We start from the raw sequence: 23,806 nt of genomic DNA, 5'->3' as shown, positions 1-23,806 counted from the left end.
CGGGTGCCGCTCACCGTTCGGCCACCTGGTTGTCCGTCGCGTCCTTCAGCGCGTCCGTGTAGCCGCTTGCCGCCTCGTCCACCGACGTGTCGCCCGTGGTGACGCCCTCCATCGCCTCCTGGATGGCCACGGAGACCTTGGGGTACGCCGGGTAGGCGGGGCGGTAGTGGGTGTTCGCCACGAGGTCCGTGAAGAACTTGATGCCGGGCTGGGCCGTGGCGTACGCCGGGTCCTTCGCCACGTCCTCGCGGACCGCGATGCCGGAGTTGGCGACGTACCACTTCTGCGCGTTGGCCTTGGTCTGCATCGTCTTGATGAACTCGAACGCCAGGTCCGGGTTGCCCGCCTTGGCCGGGATCGACCAGGTCCAGCCGCCGGACATGCTCACCTTGCCGGGCGCCTGGCCGTTCTGGGTCGGCATGGCGGCCAGGCCCAGCTTCTGCGACCACTCGGGCCACTCGTGGCCGCTGCCGGGCAGCCAGTCCTGCGGCAGCCAGGAGCCGTCGAGGGCGATGCCGAGCTTGCCCTGGGGGAGCCACTCGCCGCGGACCCGGGTCATGACGTTCGGGTCGAGCGCGTCGGAGACGTCCGGGCCGAGCTTCTCCTTGTAGACCGTCTCGACGAAGGAGAGCGCGTCCTCGAAGCCCTTGCCGCCGGCGATCCACTTCTTGCTCGACTTGTCGTAGAGGGGGTCCGTGGTGCCGTCGTTCGTGCCGTAGAGCAGCATTTCGAACGTCTGCATGGTGGCGGCCTCGCCGACCGGCTTGCCCGTGTAGATGTTGAGGGGGGTGGTGTCGGGGGCTTTGCGTTTGATGGTGCGGGCGGCGGTGAGGATGTCGTTCCAGGTCTTCGGCTGCCAGTCGGCGGGGAGGCCCGCCTTCCTGAAGATGTCCTTGTCGAACCAGAGGCCGCGGGTGTCGGTGCCGTCGGGGACGCCGTAGGTCTTGCCGTCCTCGCCCTGGGCCGCCGCCTTCGCCGTGTCGATGAACTTGTCCCAGTCCGGCCACTTGGCGAGATAGGGGTCGAGAGGCTTGAGATAGCCGCTGGTGATGTCCGAGTTGATGAGGAAGGTGTCCTCGTAGACCAGGTCGGGGGCGGTCTTGGGGGAGCGGAGCATCTGCTGGAGCTTGGTGTAGTACTCCGAGTCCGGGGCCTTGATCGGGACGAGTTCGACCTTCTTGCCCGGGTGGGCCTTCTCGAACTGCTTCTTGATGTCCGCGAGATACGTGTCCATCACCTTGACGGAGTTGTCCGTGGACTGTTTGAAGGAGATCTTCACGGTGTCCGGGTCGCTGCCGGAACCCCCGCCGCAGGCGGTGAGGGTGGACGCGGCGAGGGCCAGGGCGACGAGGGGGGTGAGAGCGGCGGTGGGGCGCACGGGCACGACCTCCTGCGGGCGCACTTCTTTGTGGCCTGGACGGCTGCGTCGTGAACCTAAGTTGAGTGGTCTAGTCAGGTCAATGCGTGTGCGTCGGTTGCATGGTGGATGGTGAGAGCTGATGGGGCGTCACTGACCGGTGACCCAGCGGTACTGCAACTCCGGGCGCCCCACCGTGCCGTACTGCGGGCGGCGGGCCGCGCGGCCCGCGTCCACCAGATGCTCCAGATAACGGCGGGCCGTGATGCGGGAGATGCCCACGGTCTCCGCCACACCGGCGGCCGTGAGGCCCTCCGCGCTGTCCCGCAGCGTCACCGTCACCCGCTCCAGCGTCGGCGCGCTCAGGCCTTTGGGCAGCGCGGCCGGGCCGGGGGCGCGCAGGGCCGCCAGGGCCCGGTCCACCTCGTCCTGGCCGCTCGCCTCGCCGACCGATGCGTGGAACTCGGCGTACCGCACGAGGCGGTCCCGCAGGGTCGCGAAGGTGAACGGCTTCAGGACGTACTGCACGACTCCCAGCGAGACGCCCTCGCGTACGACGGCCAGATCGCGCGCCGACGTCACCGCGATCACGTCCGCGTGGTGCCCGGCCGCCCGCAGCGACCGCGCGAGATGCAGCCCGTGCACATCCGGCAGGTGCAGGTCCAGCAGGAGGAGGTCCACCGGGGTGCGCTCCAGGGCCCGGCGGGCCTCCGCGCCCGTGTGCGCCTTGCCCACGGCCACGAACCCGGGGACCCGCCCGACGTACATGACATGCGCGTCGGCGGCCACCGGGTCGTCCTCCACCACCAGGACCCGGATGTCTTTCGCGTGCGTCGTGTCGCTCGTCATGCGGGGCCTCCAGAGCCCTCGGACACCGGGCCTCCGGATGTCACGCCTGCGGCGACCGCGCCGGACTCGCGCAGCGGCAGCCGTACCTCGAACTGAGCCCCGCCGCCGTCGGCCTCCGTCACCGACAGCGTCCCCTCGTGCCGCTGCGCCGCCTGCCGTACGAGCGCCAGCCCGAGGCCTCGCCCGCCCGGGCCGGACGGCTTCGTGGAGAAGCCCCGCTGGAAGACCGCCTCGGCGTGCTCCGGGTCGACGCCCGGGCCCGTGTCGGAGACCCGCAGCACCAGCTCGGGGCAGTCCTCGGTGCCCTGGGTGTACGCCGCCACCGTCACCTGTGCCCGCACGCTGCCCTGCGCCGCGTCCACGGCGTTGTCGATCAGATTGCCGAGGATGGTCACCAGGTCCCGCGCGGGGAGGGTCTCGGGCAGCAGACCGTCGTCCAGGCTGCTGTCCTCCGACACCATCAGCTCCACGCCCCGCTCGTTCGCCTGGGCCGTCTTGCCCAGCAGCAGCGCCGCCAGCACCGGCTCGCTCACCGCCGCCACGACCTGGTCGGTCAGCGCTTGCGCCAGCTCCAGCTCGGCCGTCGCGAAGTCCACCGCCTCCTCAGCCCGGCCCAGCTCGATCAGCGAGACGACCGTGTGCAGCCGGTTCGCCGCCTCGTGCGCCTGCGAGCGCAGTGCCTGCGTGAAGCCCCGCTCGGAGTCCAACTCGCCCATCAGTGACTGGAGTTCGGTGACATCGCGCAGGGTGACGACCGTACCGCGCCGCTCGCCGCCCGAGACCGGGGAGGTGTTGATGACCAGGACCCGCGACGCCGTCAGATGCACCTCGTCCACCCGGGGCTCCGAAGCCAGCAGCGCGCCCGTCAGCGGGGCGGGGAGCCCGAGCTCGGCCACCGACCTGCCCACCACGTCCCCCTCCACGCCGAGCAGCTCCCGCCCCCCGTCGTTGATCAACGCCACACGGTACTGCCCGTCCAGCATCAGCAGCCCCTCCCGTACGGCGTGCAGGGCGGCCTGGTGGTAGTCGTGCATCCTGCTGAGTTCGGCCGCGTTCATCCCGTGCGTATGGCGGCGCAACCGGGCGTTGACAACGTAGGTGCCTACGGCGCCGAGGGCCAGTGCCCCGACGGCGACGCCCAGCAGGGCCGTGACCTGGCTCTGTACGCGCTCGCTGATCGCCTCGACCCGTATGCCCGCGCTGACCAGGCCGACGATCTGCTTGCCGTTGTTGATCGGGGTGACCGCGCGGACCGACGGGCCGAGGGTGCCGGTGTAGGTCTCGGTGAAGGTCTCGCCCCTCAGCGCCCGCTCAGTGTGGCCCTGGAAGGTCTGGCCGATCCGGTCCGGGTCGGGATGCGTCCAGCGGATGCCCTGCGGGTTCATGATCGTGATGAAGTCGACCTCGGTGTCCCGCATGACCTTCAGCGCGTACGGCTGGAGCGCCCCGGTCGGGTCGGAGGCGCGGGCCGCCGCCAGCACCGACGGGGAGTCCGCGACGGAGCGCGCCACGGCCCTGGCCTGGCGCTTCGCGGCCTCCTCGGCCTGGCTGCGGTCGCTGACGTAGGTGAACAGCGCACATCCGGCCACGACGACCGCGATCAGTACGGCCTGCATGGCGAAGAGCTGGGCCGCCAGGCTGCGGGGTCGGGGGACGGAGATGCGCATGTCGTCAGTCTGCCTCTTGGCTGATTGTGAACTAAATGAACGGAAGGGTGACCGCGCTCACAGAGCAGGACATAGTCACGGCATTCCCTATAACGCATCTCCGGGAGCCCCGCTCCCACTTTTCCGGACGTGAGCCGCACGCCGGTGATGCCGACGACGTCGTCAAGGAGGGCCGCCGTGACCAGCGCAGCCGATACGGCACCTGCCGCACGCAAACCCAAGCGGGACCGCACCCACTATCTCTACATCGCGGTGATCATCGCGGTCGCTGCCGGTATCGCGGTGGGTCTGGCCGCACCGGACTTCGCTGTCGGGCTGAAGCCGATCGGCACGGGCTTCGTGAACCTGATCAAGATGATGATCTCGCCGATCATCTTCTGCACGATCGTGCTGGGCATCGGCTCGGTCCGGAAGGCCGCCAAGGTCGGTGCCGTCGGCGGCATCGCCCTGGTCTACTTCACCGTGATGTCGCTGGTCGCGCTGGGCATCGGCCTGGTCGTCGGCAACATCCTGGAGCCGGGCACCGGCCTCGCGGTGACCGACGCGATCAAGGACGCCGGTCACGCGCAGATCGATTCCGAGGCCAAGGACACCACCGAGTTCCTGCTCGGGATCATCCCGACCACGATCGTCTCCGCCTTCACCAACGAGTCGGTCCTGCAGACCCTGCTGATCGCCCTGCTCGCCGGCTTCGCCCTGCAGGGCATGGGCTCGGCCGGCCAGCCGATCCTGCGCGGCATCGAGCACATCCAGCGGCTCGTCTTCCGCATCCTCGCCATGGTCATGTGGGCCGCCCCGATCGGTGCCTTCGGTGCCATCGCGGCCGTCACCGGTTCCGCCGGCGTGGACGCGCTCAAGAGCCTCGCCGTGCTGATGCTCGGCTTCTACGTCACCTGTTTCCTGTTCGTCTTCATCGTGCTCGGCGTCCTGCTGCGCGTCATCTCCGGCCTGAACATCCTCACGCTGTTCAAGTACCTCGGCCGGGAGTTCCTGCTGATCCTCTCCACCTCCTCCTCCGAGTCCGCGCTGCCGCGGCTCATCGCGAAGATGGAGCACCTGGGCGTCAGCAAGCCGGTGGTCGGCATCACCGTCCCGACCGGCTACTCCTTCAACCTCGACGGCACCATGATCTACATGACCATGGCCTCGCTGTTCATCGCCGACGCCATGGGCACGCCGATGTCCCTCGGCGAGCAGATCCCGCTGCTGCTCTTCCTGCTGGTCGCCTCCAAGGGCGCCGCCGGTGTCACCGGCGCCGGCCTCGCGACCCTGGCCGGTGGTCTGCAGTCCCACAAGCCGGCCCTGGTGGACGGCATCGGCCTGATCGTCGGCATCGACCGCTTCATGAGCGAGGCCCGCGCCCTGACCAACTTCGCCGGCAACGCCGTGGCCACCGTGCTGATCGGTACCTGGACGAAGGAGATCGACAAGGAGCGGGTCAACCAGGTCCTCGCCGGCCAGCTGCCCTTCGACGAGAAGACACTGCTGGACGACGGCCACGGCGGCTCGTCCGAGGAGCACGTCGAGGTGCCCGAGCAGGGCGGCGAGAAGGAGCTGGCGAAGACCTGACGGTCACGTCGCGCTCCGCGAGAATCCGGGCGGCTGGGTGTCCCCCCGTCGCTCAGCCGCCCGGTCTGTGAGACGCCGAGCGGGCAGGTCCTCCTCCCCTAGGGACCTGCCCGCTCGGCGTCGCCGTTTCCGCCGAGGACGATGGCCCCCGCGGGGCAGAGGCCGGCGGCCATGCGGGCGGCGGGCCGGTGCTCGGGGGCCGGGTCGGGGTGCAGGAGCACCACCAGGCCTTCCTCGTCGTCCTGGTCGAAGACCTGGGGGGCCGTCAGGGCGCACATGCCGGCGCCGGCACAGCGCTCACGGTCGACTTCGATGCGCAGCGGTTCGCGTGGGTCGCTCATGGTGCTACTCCTTGTCCCAGGTGACGGGCAGGCTGATCACGCCGTAGATGTTGGAGTGTTCGCGCAGCGGCACCTCCTGGGGCGGCACGGCGAGGCGCAGGGTGGGGAAGCGGGCGAAGAGCGCCGGGAACGCGACGGTCATCTCGACGCGGGCGAGCTGCTGGCCCAGGCACTGGTGGGCGCCGTGCCCGAAGGCGAGGTGCCCGGTGGCCCTGCGGTGGATGTCGAGCCGGTCGGGGTCGGGGAAGCGGAGCGGGTCGCGGTTGGCGGCCTGCACGGAAACGGCCACCGTCTCGCCCGCCTTGATGATCTGTCCCTCCACCTCGACGTCCTCGAGCGCCGTCCGCAGCATCGGGTCGGCCACACTGAGGTAGCGCAGCAGTTCCTCCACGGCCTGCCCGGCGAGGCCGGGGTCGGCACGCAGGGCGTCGAGCTGGTCGGGGTTGCTCAGCAGGGCGAAGGTGCCGAGGGCGAGCATGTTCGCGGTGGTGTCGAGCCCGGCGGCGAGCAGCAGTCCGCCGATGCCGGCCAGTTCCTCGTCGGTGAGGTCGGAGGTGGTCAGGTCGCTGAGCAGGTCGTCGGTGGGCTCGGCGCGCTTGGCGAGGACCAGTTCGTTCAGGAACTGGAGCAGCGCCCCGTAGGCACCGCCCTTCGCCTCCGCGTCCGCCGTCTGGTCGAAGATGACCGCCACCTGGCTCTGGAACCGCTCCCGGTCGGCGTACGGCACACCGAGCAGCTCGCAGATCATGAGCGCGGGCACGGGCTGCGCGAAGGCCTCCACCAGGTCGGCCGTGGGCCCGGACTGCTCCATGGCGTCCAGGCATTCGGTGGTGAACTGCTCGACGCGCTCGGTGAGTTGACGCATCCGCCGGACGGTGAACTTGCCGGTGAGCAGGCGCCGGTAGCGGGTGTGCTCGGGGGCGTCGAGGCCGGTGATGTCGCCGACCGGGGCCGGTGGCAGCTCCGCCGGCATCCCGGGGACCGGTACCGGCATGTGCAGGAGTTCGTAGCGGGAGCTGAAGCGAGGGTCGGACAGCACCGCGCGGGCCGCGGCGTGGCCGGTGGCCAGCCGGCCGGTGTGTCCGTCGGTGTAGCGCAGGCGGCGCAGCGGTTGGTCGCTCAGCGCGGTGAGTTCGGCGGGCGGGTCGAAGGGGCAGCCGGTGTGCCGGTCGGTGGGCAGGGTGGGCGGCTCCTCGGCGGTGGTGCCGGCCGGGGTGGTGTCGGCGTCCGTCGGGTCGTACGGCATGCGGTCCTCCTGTGGTCGTCGGGTGCGGTGCGCATCGTGGAGCGGGGTGGAGCCGGGGGCGGACGCGACGTCAGGCGCGGCGGACGATGATGTCGCCGGCCGAGGTCCGGGCGTGCACCTCGACGGTCTCGTCGGAGTCCGCGGGGCCGGCCGAGGAGCCGAGCGAGTTGCGTACCGTGCCGTACTTGGCGTTCAGGTCGAGCCAGGCGGCGGTGCCCTCGTGGATGCCCACTTCGAGGTCGCCGACGGAGGTGCGCAGTTCGATCCGGCCGCGGGTGGCGTCGCCGACGCGGATGCGGCCGTTGGAGGCCATCGCGTCGACCCCGGCATGGGCCACACCGATCTCGATCCGGCCGTTGGCGCACTTGGCGCCGACGTCGCCGTGCGCGATGCCGACGGAGATGTCGCCGTTGGCCGCGTTGGTCCTCAGGCCGCCGGTGACCTCGCCGACCTCGGTGGCGCCGTTGCTGTTCTTGACGGTGGCCGTACCGGCGACCGTGCCGACCTCGACCCGGCCGGCGCCGATGATCTCGACGTCTCCCGTCGAGCGGGCCAGGCGGATGTCGCCGTGGTCGGTCTTGAGGACGGCACCGGCCGCCTCGTCGACCTGGACGTCGCCCAGCGAGGTCTTGAGCGTGACGTCCCCGAAGCGGCCTTCGCAGAAGAAGCCGCCCATGGCCGTGGTGCCGCGGAGGTCGGATCCGGCGGGGAGTTCGACGCTCACCTCGATGGCGCCCGGCTTGCCGAACAGGGACCGCTTCTTCGGTGTCTTGATCGTGAGGCGGCCGCCCGAGCAGGTGACCTGGGTCTGCTGCACGGCGCGTACGTCGTTGTCGTCGGAGCCGTTGCGCGGCAGCACCTCCACGACCGTGTCGGTGCGCTTGCCCGCGGTGATGCGGGCGGTCCCGGCCTCCAACTCGAGGGTGACGGAGATCGGTTCGGGGGTGTCGAAAGCAGGCATGGCTGTCCCGTCCTCTATGGCTTGGGTGGGTGGTCCCGCCGGTGAGCGGGTGATGCGTGATGTCGGCGGGATCGGTGATCCGCCGGTGAGAGTGGCGTGCCCGGCCGGGGGTCTAGTGGACCCAGCCGGTGAGGCTCCGGCTGTCCGGGTCCGTGCCGCGGCCCGGCGGGCTCGCGCGTTCCCCGCCGTCGAGGGCGAGGGACACGGCCCGCACCAGCCAGGCGTTGACCGACAGGCCCTCGGCCGCCGCGGCCTCCTCGGTGCGGGTCTTGAGCTGGGCGGGGAGACGGCAGTTGATCCGGGCCATGGCGCCGTCGTCGGCGTCCGCGGGCAGCGGTGGCGGCGACGGCGCGGCGGGGACGGTGCCCGGCTCCCGCGCCTCCCGGAACGGCTCCGGGGCGTGCGGCGCCGTCACCACGAACTCCGGGTCGGATCCACGCAGCCGCACGTCGACCGAGCCCGGCGCCAGCTCCCGTGTGACCTCGCCCATGGCGGCGGACAGCGCGTCGAGGAGAGTCAGCCGGGCGGCGGACTCCAGAGGGGCGGTGAGCCGCTCGGCCAGGGCGCGGGCATCGTCACCGCCGGCCCCAGCGGCCACGGCCAGCTCGTGCCGGAGGGTGTCGACGTAGGGCGTGAGGTCCATGACGTCATGATGGCACATGAATGGCGCCATAGCGAGCCATCTTGGCTCATCCCCGTGAAAGTGGGCTGTGAGCTGCATCTTCTTTCTGTAATTGAGGCGTCATCGTGCTGCGATGGGCATGAAGGGGCTTGCGATGGAGTCGGAGTGGTGCCATTGTGGCGTCACTTCAGCGCCAGAGTCTGGTGCCATCCCTCGCCCGCCGACAGGAGTTCCCCGCCGTGGCTACCTTCCTTTACAAACTGGGCCGTCTCGCCTTCCGGCGCCGATGGCTGATGGTGTTGCTGTGGGTGGTGGTCCTCTTCGGTGCGGGCTTCGCCGCCTCCGCCGCCCCGGCGCCGCCCGCGGACACCTTCTCGATGCCCGGCACGGAGTCGCAGAAGGCCTTCGACCTGCTGCAGAAGAAGTTCCCCGACGCGAGCGCCGACGGTGCCAGCGCCCGGGTCGTGGTCCGTGCGCCCCAGGGCGGGCAGATCTCCGAGCCCGCGCAGAAGGCTCATGTCGCCGCACTGGTCGCGGAGTTGAGGAAGTCTCCGCAGGTCGCCTCGGTGAGCGACCCCTTCGCGACGAAGGCGGTGAGCAAGGACGGCTCCACCGCCTACGCCATCGCCACCTACAAGGTCCCCGCCACCAAGGTCGGCGACAAGGCGCACGACGCCCTCGACGACGCACTGGACAAGGCCCGCGACGCCGGCCTGACCGCGGAGGCCGGCGGCGACGCCGTGAAGATCGACGCCGCCATGAGCGGCACCGGCGAGAAGATCGGCATCCTGGTCTCCGCCCTGGTCCTGCTCCTCACCTTCGGTTCGGTGATCGCCGCCGGCATGCCCCTGCTCACGGCCCTCATCGGCGTCGGCGTCGGCATCTCCGCGATCACCGCGCTCGGCGCAACCCTCGGCCTGTCCAGCACCACCTCGACCCTGGCGACGATGCTGGGCCTCGCCGTCGGCATCGACTACGCCCTGTTCATCGTCTCCCGTTACCGCGCCGAGCTGACCGAGGGCCGCGACCGCGCCGACGCCGCCGGGCGGGCGGTCGGCACCGCGGGCTCCGCGGTCGTCTTCGCCGGGCTCACCGTCGTCGTGGCCCTCGCGGGCCTGGCCGTGGTGAACATCCCGATGCTCACCAAGATGGGCCTGGCCGCCGCAGGCACCGTCGCCATCGCCGTCCTGGTCGCCCTCACCTTCGTACCGGCGCTGCTCGGCTTCGCACCGGTCAAGGTCCTGCGCCGCCGCGACCGCCACCGCTTCTCCGGCAAGCCCCTCAGTGCCCGCCGCCGGCGCAAGGCCGACAAGCTCGCCGCGAAGGACGCCCGTCGCAAGCCCAACCTCGGCTCCCGCTGGGCCGGTTACGTCCTGCGCCACCCCGTCGCCGTCCTGGTCCTGGCCGTCCTCGGCCTCGGCGCGGTCGCCGTGCCCGCCGCCAGCCTGGAGCTCGGACTGCCCGGCGAGGGCACCATGGCCCCGGACACCACCCAGCGCAAGGCATACGACCTGCTCTCGGACTCCTTCGGCCCCGGGTTCAACGGGCCGCTGACGATCACCGTGGAGGGCCCGGACGCCAAGGCCGCGGCCGACACCGTCGGCAAGCGCCTCGCCGGGCAGGACGGCGTCGCCACCGTCACCCCGGCCACGCCCAACGAGGCCGGCGACACCGCGATCCTGAACGTCGTCCCGGCCACCGGCCCCACCGACGCCGCGACCGAGGACCTGGTGCGCCATCTGCGCTCCCTCGCCGACGGCTTCCGGGCCGACACCGGCGCCGAGGTCCTGGTCACCGGCCAGACCGCGATGTTCATCGACTTCTCCGAGACCCTCGACGACGCGCTGCTTCCCTATCTCGCCCTGGTCGTGGGCCTGGCGTTCCTGCTCCTGATGGTGGTCTTCCGCTCGGTCCTCGTGCCGCTCAAGGCCGCGCTCGGCTTCCTGCTCTCGGTGACCGCCGCGCTCGGCGCCGTCGTCGCGGTCTTCCAGTGGGGCTGGCTCGCCGATGTCTTCGGCGTCGACCAGCCGAGCCCGATCATGAGCACCATGCCGATCTTCATGATCGGTGTGGTCTTCGGACTCGCCATGGACTACGAGGTGTTCCTGGTGACCCGGATGCGGGAGGCCTACGTCCACGGGGCGCGGCCCGCCGAGGCCGTCGTCACCGGGTTCCGCTACGGCGGCCGGGTGGTCGCCGCGGCCGCCGCCATCATGATCAGCGTGTTCTCCGGCTTCATCGTGGAGGACAACGACTTCGTCAAGATGATCGGCTTCGGACTCGCGGCCGCGGTGCTCTTCGACGCCTTCCTCGTCCGGATGACGATCGTCCCCGCCCTGTTCGCCCTGCTCGGCACGTCGGCCTGGTGGCTGCCGCGGTGGCTGGACCGACTGCTCCCGAACCTCGACGTCGAGGGCGCGAAGCTCGCCGGCACGGCCCAGGCCGGGCCTGTGGCACCGCCGCGCCGCGCCCACGAACTGGTCGACTAGCGACCCGGGTCGAGGGCGATCGGGTCCGGCTCGGCGGCCTCGTCCAGGCGGGCCTGCTCCTCTGCGCTGAGGAGCAGGTCCGCCGCGGCCGCCGAGTCCCTGGCCGTCTCCGGCCGGCTCGCCCCCGGGATCGGGACGACGGCCGGGGAGCGCGCCAGCAGCCAGGCCAGGCCGACCCGCTGGGGACTGACACCGCGCTCCGCCGCGACGGTGTGGAAGGCCGCGAAGCGGTCCGCTCCCTCCGTCCGCGACGGCCCGTCCAGGGAGCTGCGGGCCAGCCCGCCCAGCGGACTCCAGGGCAGGAACGCCAGCCCCAGTTCCGCGCACAGCCGCAACTCCGGCTCGCTGTCCCGCACGGCGGGGGAGTACCGGTTCTGTACCGACACCAGCCGGTCGCCGAGGATCTCGCGCGCCCGGCGGATCCGGTCCGCGTCCGCGTTGGACACCCCGGCCAGCCGGATCGTGCCCGCGTCGAGCAGCTCCCGCAGGGCACCGACCGACTCCTCGAACGGCACCGCGGGGTCCGGCTTGTGGAGTTGGTAGAGGCCGATCGACTCCACCCCGAGACGCTTGCGGGAGGCCTCGGCGGCGGCCTTGAGGTGGCGCGGGGAGCCGTTGACCGTCCAGTCGCCGCCGGCCGGGCGGCCACGCCCGCCCTTGGTCGCCACCAGCACGCCGGAGGTGTCACCGCCGTACGTGGCCAGCGCCCGGGCCAGCAGACGTTCGTTGTGGCCGGGCTCGGCGCCCGGCAGATGGTAGGAGTCGGCCGTGTCCAGGAGGGTCACTCCCGCGTCGAGCGCGGCGTGCACGGTGGCCAGGGCGCGCTTCTCGTCCGGCCGGCCCTCGAGGGACAGCGGCATCGCGCCGAGCCCGATCGCGCTCACCGGCAGTCCGCCCAGTGTCCTGTACCGCATGTCAGTCGCCCTTTCCGAGCGTCTCGGCGACGGCACGCGGCAACCACTGCCGGGCATCGCCGAAGGTGTGGCCGAGCCGGGTGGCACGGGTGTTGTCCATGCCGTAGGAGCGGCGGAAGGAGAACGGCGAGACCTCGCCGACCTCGACGGGCCGGAACACGGTCCGGCCGCCCGGGACATGCGCGGCCACCGCCGCGCACAACTCCTCGGTGCTCAGCGTCCCGTGCGAGGCGGCGTTCACCGGCCCGGTGAACTCCTGGCCCGCCGCCCAGGCGAGGAAGCCCGCGATCTCCTCGACGTGGATGTACGTGGCGGGCCGGTTCACCACAGGCACGGCGATCGGCTCGCCGGTGCGGATCCGCTTGGCGTAGTGGGCCAGCCGGCCGGTGAAGTCGTCGTCCCCGCCCAGCACATGGGCCACCCGCACCGCCGTGTACGGGAACGCCGGGCCGTCGGCCGCGAGGACCGCCTCCGCCTGCCGCTTGCCCTCCCCGTAGTGCGCCTCCCGGAACGCCGGGTCGTCCCAGGGCAGTTCGAGGTCCACGGACACAGTGGACGGGACGACGGCCTCCTCGCGCACGAGGGCGGGGGAGTCCTCGTACTCGTACACCTCGACCGTCGAGGTCATCACATAGCGGCCGGTACGGCCGGTGAGGACACGGCGGGCGAGCGCCGCCTGGCGCGGGGTGTAGCAGACCTGGTCGACGACGACATCGAAGGCGCGCGAGCCCAGCGCCTCGGTCAGCGACCGCTCGTCGTCCCGGTCGGCGACCAGATGCTCCACCCCGGCCGGCGGCGGGGCGGACCCCCGGTTCAGCACGGTGACGTGGTGCCCCGCGTCCCGCAGCTGTGCGATCAGGCGCTTTCCGATGTAGCGGCTTCCACCGATGACCAGTACGTTCCGGACCTTTTCCATGGCCATAATTCTCCTGGCGTACATCCACGTACTGAAGGGGGAACCATGGGAGTTCAGGCCGCCACGCCGAAAGAACCACGGCATCTGCGCGCCACCGCCGACGAAACCTCGGTGGTCTTCGACGCGCTGGACCGGCAGATCCTCCACCTGCTCCAGACCGACGGCCGGATCAAGCTCAGCGAGCTGGGCCGCCGGGTCCGGCTCAGCCCGGCGGCGGTCACCGAGCGGGTGCGGCGACTGGAGGCAGCGGGCGTGATCAGCGGCTACGGCGCCCAGGTCGTCCCGGCCCGGCTCGGCTACGGCATCCAGGCGTTCATCCGCGTCAACCCGCACGGCGGCTACAACCTCAAGCACCCGAGGACCCTGGAGCTGATCGAGCGGCCCGAGATCACCGAGGTGCACCACGTGGTGGGCGAGGACTGCTGGATCCTCAAGGTCGCCGTCCGGGACACCGTCCACCTGGAGGAGGTCCTGGAGGGCGTCTCCGCGCTGGGGCGCACGACGACGTCGATCGTGCTGACCTCCCCGGTGGAGCGGAAACCGCTGTTGCCTTGACCCGCCCGGACAACAGGAAATCCCCCGAGCAATTGCGCTCGGGGGATTTCCTTGCGTATATTTGTTTGTTCGTGACTTCAACCCGAAAGAAGTCACGCGAAGTTCAGTGAGCACAGTATATCCGGGCGGGAGTGGAATTGTCAAACACCGAATTTCCGGACGATGAATTGCGGCAGGAGCAGGAATTCATCGACGGGTTGTACGCACGCGTGGACGCCCTGCGCGGCGACACCGAGTCCTCCGTCACGGACGCGCTCGCCCAGGGCAACACGCCCATGCAGGCCAGACTCGAGCGGGACATCCTCGTCGCCGAGCGCTCGGGGCTGCTCGCCGCGCTGAACGCGGTGGACGGCTCCCTGTGCTTCGGCCGGATCGACCTCACCTCGGGTGTCACCCACCACATCGGCCGGATCGGGCTGCGCACCGACGACACCGAGCGCACCCCCGTCCTGATCGACTGGCGTGCCGATGTCGCCCGCCCCTTCTACCTGGCCACCGGCCACACCCCGATGGACCTCAGGCGCCGGCGGCACATCGCCACCGACGGCCGGGAGGTCACGCATCTGCACGACGAGATCCTCGACCTCGGCGACGAGACCCGCACCGGCCACGAGGACCCGACGGGCGACGCCGTGCTGCTCGCCGCGCTCGACTCGGCCCGCACCGGCCGGATGAGCGACATCGTGCAGACCATCCAGGCCGACCAGGACCGCATCATCCGCGCCCCGCACCGGGGCGTCATGGTGGTGGAGGGCGGTCCGGGCACCGGCAAGACGGCCGTCGCGCTGCACCGCGCCGCGTATCTGCTGTACGAGCACCGCGAACTGCTCGCCAAGCGGGCGGTGCTGATCGTCGGACCCAACCCGGCGTTCCTCGGCTACATCGGCGAGGTGCTGCCCTCCCTCGGCGAGACGGGCGTGCTCCTCGCGACCGTCGGCGAGCTGTTCCCCGGAGTGAAGGCGACCGCGACCGACACGCCCGAAGCCGCCGCCGTGAAGGGCCGGGCCGGCATGGCCGACGTCCTCGCCGAGGTCGTCCGGAGCCGGCAGGCGCTGCCCGACCCCGTCATCGCCATCGAGCACGACCGCGAGGTCCTCATGCTCGACGACGGTCTGGTGAACGTCGCCCGTGAGCGCACCCGCGCCGCCAAACTGCCGCACAACGCGGCCCGCGAGCACTTCGAGGGCCACATCCTCAACGCGCTCACCGACCTGTACGCCGAGCGGATCGGCACCGACCCCTTCGACGGGTCCAGCCTGCTCGACCCCAGCGACATCACCCAGATCCGCGACGACATCGCCGACAACCCCGACGTCTGGTCCGCCATCGACCAGCTCTGGCCGGTGCTCACCCCGCAGCGGCTCGTCGCCGACTTCCTCGCCGCGCCCGAGGAGTTCCTGCCCGCCGAGGACGCCGAGACCGTACGCCGCCCGGTGACGCGGCGCTGGACGGTCGCGGACGTGCCGCTGCTCGACGAGGCGGCCGAACTCCTCGGCGACGACGACCGGCTGGCCCGGGAGCGCGCCGCGCGCGAGCGTGAGGAGCAGATCGCCTACGCGCAGGGCGTGCTGGAGGTGTCGTACGCCTCCCGGACCTACGAGTTCGAGGACAAGGAGGACAGCGACCCCGACGGCAGCGAGGTGCTGTCCGCGCACGACGTCATCGACGCCGAGCGGTTCGCCGAGCGGCACGAGGAGGACGACCACCGCAGCGCCGCCGAGCGCGCGGCGGCCGACCGCACCTGGGCGTTCGGGCACATCATCGTCGACGAGGCGCAGGAGCTGTCGCCGATGGCCTGGCGACTGCTGATGCGGCGCAGCCCGACCCGCTCCATGACCCTGGTCGGCGACCCGGCGCAGACGGCGGAGGCGGCCGGTGTCGGCTCCTGGGCGGGCATCCTCGACCCGTACGTCGAGGACCGCTGGGAGCACACCCGCCTGGGCGTCAACTACCGCACCCCGGCCGAGATCATGGACGCCGCGGCGGCCGTGGTCCGCGCCGAGCACCCGGAGTTCGAGCCGCCGAGCTCGGTCCGCTCCACGGGCGTACGGCCGTGGGCACGGGCCACCGACGACCTCCCGGGCGCCGTCGCCAAGGCGGTCGAGGAACTCACCCCGGCCGAGGGGCGGCTCGCGGTGATCGCCCCGCGCGACCTCCACCGCGGCCTCGCGGCCCGGCTGGACGGCGTGACGGCGGGCGCCGAACCCGACCTCACCCACACGGTCGTCCTCCTCGACCCGCGCCAGGCCAAGGGCCTGGAGTTCGACTCCGTCCTGGTGGTCGAGCCCGGCCGCTACGGCACCAGCGACCTGTACGTGGCCCTGACCCGGGCCACCCAGCGGCTCGGCGTGCTGCACACCGGGGAGCTGCCGAAGGCGCTGGCCGAACACTTCGGGTAGCCCGGACGGCACGGGCTCTCCGACGCCCTGCGGGACGTGAGGCCGCCTGTCACAGCAGCGACCTCGGATCCCGCAGGGCGTGCCACAGCCCGGCCGCGAGCGGTACAACGGTCAGGGCGAAGAAGACCCAGAACACGAACTCGGCGCCGGGCGTGAGGCCGTAGGTGGTGCCGTCCTCCCACTCGCAGTAGGCCCGCGGCGGAAACGGCGTGGAGACTCCCCAGGCCTTCCCGTCCCCGAGGAAGCCCTCCCGCATCGGCTCGGCGGGACAGGGCGCGGTCTCCGGGAACAGCACGGGGTCGTCCGCCGTCATGATCACGACCCAGGTGACGGCACCGCACGGCACCGCCCAGAACACCGCGGTCCGCACCCACAGCGGCAGCAGCGGATGCGCCAGCAGCCCGCGCAGCGCGACCAGGACCACCACGAGCCCGACGAAGACGGGAAGCAGCGTCATGAGACCGCCGCGCTCCTCCGCGCGCGGAACTCGGTCGCGTAGCCCGCGCCGATGGCGAGCCCGGCGGCGGACAGGGCGCAGGACATGCTCGCCCAGTTCATCCACAGGTAGGAGGGATCGGCGGTGTAGAGGCTGCCGTCCTGGCGTACGCAGTCGAAGCGCAACGGCAGGTACGAGGCCCGGTGGTGGGACAGGCCCTCGGTCGTGTCCCGGTCGAAGCCTTCGAGGCAGGCCCGGGCCGGGACCGAGGAGGCGCCTTCGCCGAACTCCCACTCCGATTCCAGCACGGCGAAGAACCCCAGGGAGTAGACGGACACGGCCGCCCAGGCGAACATCGTCGCCGCGCGGCGCAGCAGCAGTGGCATCCAGGGTTCGGGGCGGCCGGGAAACGCCATGGCGACGACTCCCGCGGCCGCGACCAGCGCGCCGAGGGCACAGATGACGGAGATGCCCAGACCGATCAGCACGCCGTGACCCCATCCCGCGCGGGCGGACCCCCACGGCCCGGTGGGGTGGCACGGCGCATGCCGCCACCCCACCAGGGCCCGACGGGACGGGCTGTGGCGGAAGCCACACCTCCCGTCACAGAGATGTCACAGGTCGCCGCAGACCTGTCGATTCACGCCGGGCGCAGCCACACCGTCGACAGCGGCGGCAGGGTCAGGCGGATGCTGGCCGGGCGGCCGTGCCAGGGCTGGGCCTCGGGCTTGACCGGGTCGGGGTTGGTGATGTCGCCGCCGCCGTAGCGGGCGGCGTCGGTGTTGACGGCCTCGTGCCAGGCGGGGACGTCCTCGGGCACGCCCAGCCGGTAGTCCTGGCGGACGACCGGCGCGAAGTTCGACACCGCCAGGATCGGGGTGCCCTCCGGGTCCAGCCTGAGGAACGCGAGGACGTTGTCGTCGGCGGCGTCCCCGACGATCCACTCGAAACCGGCCGGGTCGGTGTCGAGGCGCCACAGCGCCGGGGTGGCCCGGTAGACGGTGTTGAGGTCGCGGACCAGGTCACGCACGCCCCGGTGGTCGGGCTCGGCCCCGTAGCCCGGGTCCAGCAGCCACCAGTCCGGGCCGTGCGCCTCCGACCACTCGGCGCCCTGCGCGAACTCCTGCCCCATGAACAGCAGTTGCTTGCCCGGGTGGGCCCACATGTAGCCGAGGTAGGCCCGGTGCCCGGCCCGCTGCTGCCACCAGTCGCCGGGCATCTTCGACACCAGGGAGCGCTTGCCGTGCACCACCTCGTCGTGCGAGATCGGCAGGACGTAGTTCTCGCTGTACGCGTACACCATCGAGAACGTCATCTCGTGGTGGTGGTACTTGCGGTGCACCGGCTCGTGGCTCATGTACTGGAGCGAGTCGTGCATCCACCCCATGTTCCACTTCAGCCCGAACCCGAGCCCGCCGAAGCCGCTCGGGCCCTCGTGGTGCGTGGCCCGGGTGACCCCGTCCCAGGCGGTCGACTCCTCGGCGATCGTGACCACGCCGGGCACCCTGCGGTACACCGTCGCGTTCATCTCCTGCAGGAACGCCACCGCGTCCAGGTTCTCCCGGCCGCCGTGCTCGTTGGGCGTCCACTGCCCCGCCTCGCGCGAGTAGTCGAGGTAGAGCATGGACGCCACCGCGTCCACCCGCAGCCCGTCGATGTGGAACTCCTCGCACCAGTACAGGGCGTTCGAGACGAGGAAGTTGCGCACCTCCCTGCGCCCGAAGTCGAACTCCAGCGTGCCCCAGTCGGGATGCGCGGCCCGCAGCGGATCCGCGTGCTCGTACAGGGGCCGCCCGTCGAATTCGGCCAGCGCCCAGTCGTCCCGCGGGAAATGGGCCGGCACCCAGTCCATGAGGACGCCGATCCCGGCCCGGTGCAGCGAGTCGACCAGGTGCCGGAAGTCGTCCGGCGTGCCGAGGCGGGCCGTCGGCGCGTAGAAGCCGGTGACCTGGTAGCCCCAGGAGCCGCCGAACGGATGCTCCGCGACGGGCATCAGCTCGACGTGCGTGAAGCCCAGGTTCTTCACGTACCCGGGGAGCTGATCGGCCAGCTGCCGGTACGTCAGCCCCGGCCGCCAGGAGGCCAGATGCACCTCGTACACCGAGAACGGCGCCTCGTGCGCCGGGGTCCGGGCACGCTGGTCCAGCCACTCGGCGTCGCCCCACTCGTACGCCGAGGACGTGATGACCGACGAGGTCGCGGGCGGCACCTCGGTGCGGCGGGCCAGCGGGTCGGCGCGCAGGGTCTTCGAGCCGTCGGGGCGGGTGATCTCGAACTTGTACAGCTCGCCCTCGCCGATGTCCGGCAGGAACAGCTCCCACACGCCCGACGAGCCCAGCGACCGCATGGCGTGGCCGGTGCCGTCCCAGAAGTTGAAGGTGCCGGCCACGCGCACGCCCTGCGCGTTCGGCGCCCACACCGAGAAACGGGTGCCGGTCACGCCCTCGTGGATCGTCGGGTGCGCGCCCAGCGCGGTCCACAGCTCCTCGTGCCGGCCCTCGCCGATCAGGTGCAGGTCGAGGTCGCCCAGCGTGGGCAGGAAGCGGTAGGCGTCCTCGGTGTCCAGGACTGTGCCCTCGTACCCGACGAGCAGGCGGTACGGCGGCACCTCCCGCAGCGGCAGCAGCCCGGAGAAGAACCCTTCCCCGTCGTCGTGCAGCTCCGCCCGCAGTTCCCCGGCGACGACGGTCACCGACAGGGCGTACGGCCGGAACGCCCGGAACGCGACCCCGCCGGGCACGGGGTGCGCGCCGAGCACGGAGTGCGGATCGTGATGCGTCCCGCCGAGCAGCCGCTCCCGGTCCACCGCGTCGACGGCGGGCGAGACGGCGATCTCCATCTCCGGCGGCACGACCTGGTCGGGGGCGGCCTTCTTGGCAGCGGCTTTCCTGGCGCCCGCCGTCTTGGCGACGCCCGCTGTCTTGGCGGGGGCCTTCTTGGCGGTGGCTGTCTTCGCAGGGGCTTTCTTCGCCGCGGCCTTCTTGGCAGGGGTGCCGGCGGCCGTAGTCCGGCTGGCCGTGGCCTTCGCGGTCGTGGCCTTCTTGGCGACAGCCTTCGTGGCCGTGGTCTTCTTGGCGGCCGTCTTCTTCGCCGTGGTCTTCTTGACGGCTGTCTTCGTCGCGGCCACCTTCTTGGCGGTTGCCTTGGCCGCAGTCCCCTTCGCGGGATCCGCCTTCTTCGCGACGGCCTTCTTCGCGGCAGTCGTCTTCGCCACAGACGTCTTCTTCGCCGGTGACTGCGCCGAGGCCGCTTTCTTGGCGGCGGCCTTCTTCGCCGCCTGTTTCGGTACCGCCGTCTTCTTCGCGGCGCTCTTGCGCTGGGCGGCTGTCGGCTGCTCGGGGATCTTCTCCCCGGCCGTCTTCTTCGGGTGCGAACCGCTGGACTCGGAGCGGGGGGTCACGGGCGCAGCCTCCTGGGCGCAGGTGGGTCGGTCAGGTCAGGTGGCCGGACGAGGAGAGCCGGCTTATGGCGGCCAGGGGCACCGGCAGCCAGTCGGGACGGTGCCGGGCCTCGTACACCACCTCGTAGATCGCCTTGTCCGTCTCGTAGGCGCGCAGCAGCACCGGGTCGGTGCGCGGATCGCGGCCGGAGGCCTCCGCGTAGCCGGAGCAGTAAGCGGACCGGCAGGTCTCGGCCCAGTCCGGCTGGGGCGTATCGGTCGAGCGGGCCGCGTAGTCGAAGGACCGCAGCATGCCGGCGACATCCCGCACCGCCGGCTGCGGCATACGACGCTCGGGCAGGGGCCGGGCCGGCTCGCCCTCGAAGTCGATCAGCCACCACTCGCCGGAGGGTGAGCGCAGGCACTGCCCGAGATGCAGATCGCCGTGCACGCGCTGCGCGGTCCAGGTGCGGCCCTCGGCGGCCAGATCGCCCAGCGCGGTGAACGCCGACCGCAGCCCGTCGGCGTAGGGCCGCAGCGCGGGCACCGCCTGGACGGCCGCCTCCAGCCGCTCGAGCATGCCGTCCACCATGAGCTGGAGCTGCATGTGACCGAGCGTGACCGTCGGCAGCGCCCGGGCCAGCGCGGTGTGCACCTCGGCGGTGGCCCGCCCCAGCGCCCGCGCCTCGGCGCCGAAGTCCTCGCCCTTGGCCAGCTCGCGCAGCGTCAGCTCCCAGCCGTCGGAGGCGCCCTGCACGAACGGCTGGAGCACCCCCAGCACGTACGGCTGCTGGGCGAGGTCCGCCTGGCCCGCCGCGATCACCGGGTCCGCCGTGGGGTCGATGTCCGCGACCATCCAGGCCGTGGGCGCGGGCACCCGGGGGCAGCCCTCGCGGGCCAGCGCCAGCGGCAGCTCCAGATCGGGGTTGACCCCCGGCACGATCCGGCGCAGCAGCTTGAGAATGAACGTATCTCCGTAGACGACGGACGAGTTGGACTGCTCCGCGGTCACCACGCGCGGCACCAGCCCGGACCGGATGTCCTGGCCGGAGTCCCGCTCGAAGCGGAGCCTGCCGATACGGGCCTGGGTGCGCAGCGCCTCCAGGAGCAGCTCGGCGGGCCTGGGGTCGTGCAGGGCGTCGTAGACGGTGCGGCCGGCCAGCGGCCCCGTCGGCACATGTCCGATCAGCGCGGGCGCCAGCCGAGGCGGCAGCGCCTCGCGCACGCCTATCAGGAGCTGGTAGCAGTCGCCGGGATGGCCGGGCGCGCCATGGGACGGCACGAGCGGCTGATGGGCGCGGACGAGCAGGTGGTACAGGCCCAGCTTGGCACTGGCGGGCAGCAGCTCCGTGGCCTCGACCAGCGTGAACCCGGTGACCGGACGTCCCTTGCCGGCGAACCAGCGCTGCCGTGGCAGCCACTCCCGCAGCAGGGGATCCAGAGAGGCGAGAAGGCCGGGCGGGGTGGTGACGGTGCGTGTGACGGCTTCCGACATGACGTCGCGTCCTTTCACCCATGTGTGATGCGTCACCGGGTGGGGTGTCCTTCATGCGTGCCCCGGGCGGGGCAGGGGAAACGCCCCGCCGCGGGGGTTTGCGGCCTGCCCCGCGGAACAGGCCTCAGCAGGCCGATCCGGGCCTCACACGGCCCTCATGCGGTGTCCCCGCGGAGCCGGAACCAGTAGAAACCGTGGCCCGCCAGAGTCAGCAGGTACGGCAGCTCGCCGATGGCGGGGAAGCGCACCCCGCCGAACAGCTCCACCGGGTACCGCCCCTCGAAGGCGCTCAGATCCAGCTCCGTGGGCTGGGCGAACCGGGAGAAGTTGTTCACGCAGAGCACCAGGTCGTCCTCGTACTCCCTGAGGAACGCCAGCACCGCTGGGTTCGTCGACGGCAGCTCGGTGTACGTGCCGAGTCCGAAGGCGGGGTTCTGCTTGCGGATCTCGATCATGCGGCGGGTCCAGTGCAGCAGCGAGGACGGCGAGGACATCGACGCCTCGACGTTCGTCACCTGGTAGCCGTAGACCGGGTCCATGATCGTCGGCAGGAACAGCCGCCCGGGGTCGGAGGACGAGAAGCCCGCGTTGCGGTCGGGCGTCCACTGCATCGGCGTGCGCACCGCGTCCCGGTCGCCGAGCCAGATGTTGTCGCCCATGCCGATCTCGTCGCCGTAGTAGAGGATCGGCGAGCCGGGGAGGGCCAGCAGCAGGGCCGTGAACAGCTCGATCTGGTTGCGGTCGTTGTCGAGCAGCGGGGCGAGCCGGCGCCGGATGCCGATGTTGGCGCGCATCCGTGGGTCCTTGGCGTACTCGGCCCACATGTAGTCGCGCTCTTCGTCGGTGACCATCTCGAGCGTGAGCTCGTCGTGGTTGCGCAGGAAGATGCCCCACTGGCAGTTCGAGGGGATGGCCGGGGTCTTCGCCAGGATCTCGGAGACCGGGTAGCGGGATTCCCGTCGTACGGCCATGAAGATGCGCGGCATGACCGGGAAGTGGAAGGCCATGTGGCACTCGTCGCCGCCGCTCGGGTAGTCGCCGAAGTAGTCGACGACGTCCTCGGGCCACTGGTTGGCCTCGGCGAGCAGCACGGTGTCCGGGTACTGCGCGTCGATCTCCTTGCGCACCCGCTTCAGGAAGTCGTGCGTCTCCGGGAGGTTCTCGCAGTTGGTGCCCTCCTGCTGGTACAGGTAGGGCACCGCGTCCAGCCGGAACCCGTCGATGCCCAGGTCCAGCCAGAACTTCAGCGCGGAGATCATCTCCTCCTGCACGGCCGGGTTCTCGTAGTTGAGGTCCGGCTGGTGGGAGAAGAAACGATGCCAGTAGTACTGCTTGCGGACCGGGTCGAAGGTCCAGTTGGAGGCCTCGGTGTCGACGAAGATGATCCGCGCGTCCGGGAACTGTTTGTCGTCGTCGGCCCACACGTAGTAGTCGCCGTACGGCCCGTCGGGGTCCTTGCGCGACTCCTGGAACCAGGGGTGCTGGTCGCTGGTGTGGTTCATGACGAAGTCGATGATCACGCGCATGCCGCGCTGGTGGGCGGCGTCGACGAACTCCACGAAGTCGGCGAGGTCGCCGAACTCAGGGAGCACGGCCGTGTAGTCGGAGACGTCGTAGCCGCCGTCGCGGAGCGGGGACTTGAAGAACGGCGGCAGCCACAGGCAGTCGACGCCGAGCCACTGGAGGTAGTCGAGCTTGGCGGTGATGCCCTTCAGGTCACCGACACCGTCGCCGTTGCTGTCCTGGAACGAGCGGACGAGCACCTCGTAGAAGACGGCGCGCTTGAACCACTCGGGGTCGCGGTCCCTGGCAGGAGTGTCCTCGAAGGTGTCAGGAACGGGTTCGTTGACGATCATGTTGTGGGTGACCCTCCGATCTGCGGGGTGGACGGTCGCAGCACCGTGAAGACGTGCGCGGGGCTCCGGCCCGGTTCGAGACGCACGTAGTTGGACCTGCCCCAGTGATAGGTCTCGCCGGTGAGCTCGTCCCGCACCGGCACCGACTCGTGCCAGTCCAGGCCGAGTTGTGGCATGTCCAACGAGACCGTCGCCTCCTGGGTGTGGTGGGGGTCGAGGTTGGCGACCACCAGAACCGTGTTCGAACCCTTCCGCTTCGAGTAGGCGATCACCGCTTCCTGGTCCGCGTCGTGGAAGTGGAGATCGCGCAGCTGCTGGAGGGCCGGATTGTCCCGCCGGATGGTGTTGAGCCTGGTCAGCAGCCGGGTGATGGTGCGCCCCTCACGCTCGGCCGCCTCCCAGTCGCGGCGGGTGAGCTGGTACTTCTCCGAGTGGAGGTACTCCTCGCTGCCTTCCCTGAGCGGGGTGTTCTCGCACAGTTCGTAGCCGGAGTAGATGCCCCAGGTCGGCGACAGGGTCGCGGCGAGGACGGCCCGGACCTCGAAGGCGGGGCGTCCGCCCTGCTGGAGGTAGGCGTGCAGGATGTCGGGGGTGTTGGCGAAGAAGTTCGGCCGCATGTAGGACGCGGCCTCGCCGGAGAGTTCCGTGAGGTAGTCGGTCAGCTCCTGCTTGGTGTTGCGCCAGGTGAAGTACGTGTAGGACTGCTGGAAGCCGATCTGGGCCAGGGTGGCCATCATCGCCGGGCGGGTGAAGGC

Annotated in this window: 18 protein-coding genes and 1 pseudogene; 4 read left to right on the top strand and 15 right to left on the bottom strand. The window is 71.1% G+C overall.

The window, feature by feature from the left end:
• Positions 1-10 precede the first annotated feature (10 nt).
• The 3 genes from ACFT4A_RS22610 to ACFT4A_RS22600 form a co-directional block, all read right to left on the bottom strand.
• Positions 11-1,402, bottom strand: a complete 1,392-nt coding sequence (locus ACFT4A_RS22610) for an extracellular solute-binding protein (protein ID WP_382832781.1) — start codon at positions 1,400-1,402, stop codon at positions 11-13.
• 105 nt (positions 1,403-1,507) lie between these two features.
• Entirely contained in the window at positions 1,508-2,206 is a 699-nt protein-coding gene (locus ACFT4A_RS22605) for a response regulator (RefSeq protein WP_184590329.1), read from the bottom strand.
• On the bottom strand, positions 2,203-3,873 hold the full coding sequence (locus tag ACFT4A_RS22600) for an ATP-binding protein (RefSeq protein ID WP_382832780.1): 1,671 nt from the start codon (positions 3,871-3,873) through the stop codon (positions 2,203-2,205). The genes ACFT4A_RS22605 and ACFT4A_RS22600 overlap by 4 nt, the downstream gene beginning before the upstream one ends.
• A gap of 177 nt (positions 3,874-4,050) precedes the next feature.
• Here ACFT4A_RS22600 and ACFT4A_RS22595 point away from each other — a divergent pair, with 177 nt between their 5' ends.
• Positions 4,051-5,442 carry a cation:dicarboxylate symporter family transporter gene (locus ACFT4A_RS22595; protein WP_382832778.1) on the top strand — a complete coding sequence of 464 codons (1,392 nt, stop codon included), beginning with the start codon at positions 4,051-4,053 and terminating at the stop codon, positions 5,440-5,442.
• A 98-nt stretch (positions 5,443-5,540) separates the two neighbouring features.
• Here ACFT4A_RS22595 and ACFT4A_RS22590 read toward each other — a convergent pair whose 3' ends face one another.
• The 4 genes from ACFT4A_RS22590 to ACFT4A_RS22575 all read right to left on the bottom strand — a co-directional run bounded on the left by ACFT4A_RS22590 (position 5,541) and on the right by ACFT4A_RS22575 (position 8,633).
• Positions 5,541-5,783, bottom strand: a complete 243-nt coding sequence (locus ACFT4A_RS22590; RefSeq protein WP_382832776.1) for a ferredoxin — start codon at positions 5,781-5,783, stop codon at positions 5,541-5,543.
• Positions 5,784-5,787: 4 nt separating this feature from the next.
• Positions 5,788-7,029 (bottom strand): cytochrome P450, encoded by a 1,242-nt coding sequence (locus ACFT4A_RS22585; protein WP_382832774.1) that lies wholly within the window; start codon positions 7,027-7,029, stop codon positions 5,788-5,790.
• A 70-nt stretch (positions 7,030-7,099) separates the two neighbouring features.
• Positions 7,100-7,990 (bottom strand): DUF4097 domain-containing protein, encoded by an 891-nt coding sequence (locus ACFT4A_RS22580; RefSeq protein WP_382832772.1) that lies wholly within the window; start codon positions 7,988-7,990, stop codon positions 7,100-7,102.
• Between the two features lie 112 nt (positions 7,991-8,102).
• The gene (locus tag ACFT4A_RS22575) at positions 8,103-8,633 is read right to left on the bottom strand and encodes a hypothetical protein (RefSeq protein WP_382832771.1); all 531 of its coding nucleotides are present in this window, start codon (positions 8,631-8,633) and stop codon (positions 8,103-8,105) included.
• 218 nt (positions 8,634-8,851) lie between these two features.
• Between ACFT4A_RS22575 and ACFT4A_RS22570 the strand changes: the two genes are divergently transcribed.
• Positions 8,852-11,101, top strand: coding sequence for an MMPL family transporter (locus tag ACFT4A_RS22570; RefSeq protein ID WP_382832769.1), 2,250 nt, complete (start codon positions 8,852-8,854; stop codon positions 11,099-11,101).
• Here ACFT4A_RS22570 and ACFT4A_RS22565 read toward each other — a convergent pair.
• Both ACFT4A_RS22565 and ACFT4A_RS22560 read right to left on the bottom strand, forming a co-directional pair.
• On the bottom strand, positions 11,098-12,015 hold the full coding sequence (locus ACFT4A_RS22565) for an aldo/keto reductase (protein WP_382832767.1): 918 nt from the start codon (positions 12,013-12,015) through the stop codon (positions 11,098-11,100). The two genes, ACFT4A_RS22570 and ACFT4A_RS22565, sit on opposite strands and share 4 nt — an antisense overlap.
• Before the next feature lies 1 nt (position 12,016).
• A complete protein-coding gene (locus ACFT4A_RS22560) occupies positions 12,017-12,931 on the bottom strand; it encodes an NAD-dependent epimerase/dehydratase family protein (RefSeq protein ID WP_382832765.1) in 915 nt (304 codons plus the stop codon).
• Between the two features lie 45 nt (positions 12,932-12,976).
• Between ACFT4A_RS22560 and ACFT4A_RS22555 the strand changes: the two genes are divergently transcribed.
• Both ACFT4A_RS22555 and ACFT4A_RS22550 read left to right on the top strand, forming a co-directional pair.
• On the top strand, positions 12,977-13,486 hold the full coding sequence (locus ACFT4A_RS22555; protein WP_382832764.1) for an Lrp/AsnC family transcriptional regulator: 510 nt from the start codon (positions 12,977-12,979) through the stop codon (positions 13,484-13,486).
• 137 nt (positions 13,487-13,623) lie between these two features.
• Entirely contained in the window at positions 13,624-15,885 is a 2,262-nt protein-coding gene (locus ACFT4A_RS22550) for a HelD family protein (RefSeq protein ID WP_382832762.1), read from the top strand.
• Positions 15,886-15,934: 49 nt separating this feature from the next.
• Here ACFT4A_RS22550 and ACFT4A_RS22545 read toward each other — a convergent pair whose 3' ends face one another.
• From ACFT4A_RS22545 to ACFT4A_RS22520, 6 genes and pseudogenes are all read right to left on the bottom strand, one after another.
• The gene (locus ACFT4A_RS22545) at positions 15,935-16,342 is read right to left on the bottom strand and encodes a hypothetical protein (RefSeq protein WP_382832760.1); all 408 of its coding nucleotides are present in this window, start codon (positions 16,340-16,342) and stop codon (positions 15,935-15,937) included.
• On the bottom strand, positions 16,339-16,809 hold the full coding sequence (locus tag ACFT4A_RS22540) for a hypothetical protein (RefSeq protein ID WP_382832758.1): 471 nt from the start codon (positions 16,807-16,809) through the stop codon (positions 16,339-16,341). The genes ACFT4A_RS22545 and ACFT4A_RS22540 overlap by 4 nt, the downstream gene beginning before the upstream one ends.
• Positions 16,810-16,961: 152 nt before the next feature.
• Positions 16,962-19,721: a 1,4-alpha-glucan branching enzyme gene (gene glgB, locus ACFT4A_RS22535; RefSeq protein ID WP_382832757.1), complete on the bottom strand. Its 2,760-nt coding sequence runs from the start codon at positions 19,719-19,721 to the stop codon at positions 16,962-16,964.
• Between the two features lie 31 nt (positions 19,722-19,752).
• Positions 19,753-21,195, bottom strand: a complete 1,443-nt coding sequence (locus ACFT4A_RS22530) for a maltokinase (protein WP_382832755.1) — start codon at positions 21,193-21,195, stop codon at positions 19,753-19,755.
• A gap of 155 nt (positions 21,196-21,350) precedes the next feature.
• A complete protein-coding gene (gene treS, locus ACFT4A_RS22525) occupies positions 21,351-23,051 on the bottom strand; it encodes a maltose alpha-D-glucosyltransferase (RefSeq protein ID WP_382832754.1) in 1,701 nt (566 codons plus the stop codon).
• A pseudogene (locus tag ACFT4A_RS22520) lies at positions 23,048-23,806 on the bottom strand (alpha-1,4-glucan--maltose-1-phosphate maltosyltransferase); the annotation flags it as partial. The pseudogene ACFT4A_RS22520 and the gene treS, both read right to left, overlap by 4 nt.

Origin of the sequence: Streptomyces sp. NPDC057099, from assembly GCF_042671245.1 — a bacterium.
In the GTDB taxonomy this organism is placed as follows: domain Bacteria; phylum Actinomycetota; class Actinomycetes; order Streptomycetales; family Streptomycetaceae; genus Streptomyces; species Streptomyces purpurascens.
This window is presented reverse-complemented; position numbering and strand designations above follow the sequence as displayed.

What these genes read in the sequence shown, in the direction of transcription:
- ACFT4A_RS22585 (WP_382832774.1), bottom strand. Translation starts at nt 7,029, where the DNA reads ATGCCGTACGACCCGACGGACGCCGACACCACCCCGGCCGGCACCACC.
- ACFT4A_RS22590 (WP_382832776.1), bottom strand. Translation starts at nt 5,783, where the DNA reads ATGAGCGACCCACGCGAACCGCTGCGCATCGAAGTCGACCGTGAGCGC.
- ACFT4A_RS22580 (WP_382832772.1), bottom strand. Translation starts at nt 7,990, where the DNA reads ATGCCTGCTTTCGACACCCCCGAACCGATCTCCGTCACCCTCGAGTTG.
- ACFT4A_RS22575 (WP_382832771.1), bottom strand. Translation starts at nt 8,633, where the DNA reads ATGGACCTCACGCCCTACGTCGACACCCTCCGGCACGAGCTGGCCGTG.
- treS (WP_382832754.1), bottom strand. Translation starts at nt 23,051, where the DNA reads ATGATCGTCAACGAACCCGTTCCTGACACCTTCGAGGACACTCCTGCC.
- ACFT4A_RS22555 (WP_382832764.1), top strand. Translation starts at nt 12,977, where the DNA reads ATGGGAGTTCAGGCCGCCACGCCGAAAGAACCACGGCATCTGCGCGCC.
- ACFT4A_RS22565 (WP_382832767.1), bottom strand. Translation starts at nt 12,015, where the DNA reads ATGCGGTACAGGACACTGGGCGGACTGCCGGTGAGCGCGATCGGGCTC.
- ACFT4A_RS22605 (WP_184590329.1), bottom strand. Translation starts at nt 2,206, where the DNA reads ATGACGAGCGACACGACGCACGCGAAAGACATCCGGGTCCTGGTGGTG.
- ACFT4A_RS22530 (WP_382832755.1), bottom strand. Translation starts at nt 21,195, where the DNA reads ATGTCGGAAGCCGTCACACGCACCGTCACCACCCCGCCCGGCCTTCTC.
- ACFT4A_RS22600 (WP_382832780.1), bottom strand. Translation starts at nt 3,873, where the DNA reads ATGCGCATCTCCGTCCCCCGACCCCGCAGCCTGGCGGCCCAGCTCTTC.
- ACFT4A_RS22545 (WP_382832760.1), bottom strand. Translation starts at nt 16,342, where the DNA reads ATGACGCTGCTTCCCGTCTTCGTCGGGCTCGTGGTGGTCCTGGTCGCG.
- ACFT4A_RS22560 (WP_382832765.1), bottom strand. Translation starts at nt 12,931, where the DNA reads ATGGAAAAGGTCCGGAACGTACTGGTCATCGGTGGAAGCCGCTACATC.